Annotated in this window: 2 protein-coding genes; both read right to left on the bottom strand. The window is 70.3% G+C overall.

From position 1 onward, the window contains the following. Positions 1–1,185: AI-2E family transporter (locus tag D7X55_RS39190; protein WP_147470417.1), on the bottom strand; the 1,185-nt coding region annotated here is incomplete at its 3' end. A gap of 122 nt (positions 1,186–1,307) precedes the next feature. Then, the coding region (locus D7X55_RS39195; RefSeq protein ID WP_407921820.1) for a hypothetical protein at positions 1,308–1,773 on the bottom strand (466 nt) is incomplete at its 5' end.

Raw genomic sequence — 1,773 nt, forward strand, 5'->3', positions numbered from 1 at the left:
CGCCTGCTGGGGGGACGCGGCCACCAGCGGGGGCGGCTGCGCCTTGAGGCGGGCGTAGTCGAAGCAGGCCACCGCGATGGAGGCCACCGGCACCGCGAACAGCGCGCCCCAGAGGCCAAAGAGCTTCTCGCCCGCGATGAGGGAGAAGGCCACCACCACGGGGTGGATGCGCGCGGCCTCGCCCATGATTTTCGGGTTGAGGAAGTACGCCTCCAGCGCGTGGATGCCGATGATCCACAGGAGGAGCGCCAGGCCCTTCTGGAAGCCATCCGCCAGCGCGATGAGGACGATGGGCACCGAGCTGATGATGGTGCCGAAGATGGGGATGAGGCTGAAGAGCGTGGCGATGGTGGCCAGCAGGAAGGCGAACTTCACGCCGAACAGCAGCAGGCCCACCAGCGTGAGGCCGCCGTTCACCAGGCAGATGGTCACCTGGCCGCGCACCACGCCGGACAGCGACTTGTCGATGCGCGCCACCAGCGTCTTCGCGTCCGGCAGCAGCTCCGCGGGGATGAGCGTGCCGAAGTAGCGGCGGATGGCCTGCGCGTCGATGGAGAAGAACGCGGCGACCATCAGGATGAAGAACAGCATGAAGACGCCGGTCAGCACCTCCGTGACGATGCGGCGCGACACGTTGACGATGTCCGCCAGGTTCTCCTTCACGAGCAGCGTCGCGCGCGCCACCGCGTCCGTGAGCATCTGCTCCAGGTCCAGCGCCAGGCTGAAGCCGCCGGTGGCGCCCGCCGCGCCCTCCATGGCCCGGTCCGACAGGGCCACGGGGATGCCGTACGTGTTGAGCCATCCTTCCGCCCGCTGCGCGAGCGTCTGCACGTGCTCCGGCGTGAGCGCGCTGGCGAAGCTGGCCATCTCCCGGCTGATGCGCGCCACCTCGCGGTAGAGCTGCGGCACCAGCGCGACGAAGAAGAGGTACACGGCCAGGAAGAACCCCGCGTAGATGAGCAGGATGGCCACCCAGCGCGGCACGTGACGGCCGGCCACGCTCAAGCGGGTGATGCGCGCCACCAGCGGCTGGACGAGGTACGCGATGAGCGCCGCGCCCGCGAAGGGCATCACCACCGAGCGCAGGGCGAAGAGCGTCACCGCGATGGCCACCCACAGTCCCACGAGGAGGAGCAGGCGCTTGCGGCGTTCGTCGGGGGCGGTGGCGTCCACGGGCGGCAACATGCACCCGGGCTTAAGGCAGCGGCCTCCCTCTGACAAGCTCCAGGCGGAAAGCTTCTGGCGCACCCCATGCTCCTATGCGCCCCAAGGGTCCAGAACCCCTCCGGGAGGGCAGGCGGCCAGCCTCAGGCCTGGGGCAGGCGGGCCGTGGCGTTCAGCCGGGACTCCACCCGGTCCAGGCAGTCGCGCATCAGGGGGCGCTTGATGCGGCCCTGGGTGGCCTCGCCCAGGCCCAGCATCTGCTCCGTCAGCCAGCGGGTGAGGAAGAGCAGGGGGACGCGGTCGTCCGGGGACAGGCCCCGCTCCAGGTAGCGCTTGTTGCGCACGTAGTCGTCGAAGGCGTCGAACTCGCGCGCGAGGTCCCACTTCGCCAGGCGCAGGGCCTCCGTGTAGACGGCCGGGGCGGGGCGCCGGGTGGCCTCCTGGAACAGCGGGGCGAACTCGCCCAGGGTGGCCGGGTCCAGGTCCTGAACCGGTGGGGGCCAGGACTCCAGGTCCTTGGCGAGCAGCCGCGCCACCTCGTCCAGCAGGTGGTCCACGAGGGCGACGGGCTTGAGGTCGAAGAGGTGGTCCCAGCGCGAGGGCATGTGT

The organism is Corallococcus sp. AB049A (assembly GCF_003668885.1).
Lineage (GTDB): Bacteria > Myxococcota > Myxococcia > Myxococcales > Myxococcaceae > Corallococcus > Corallococcus interemptor.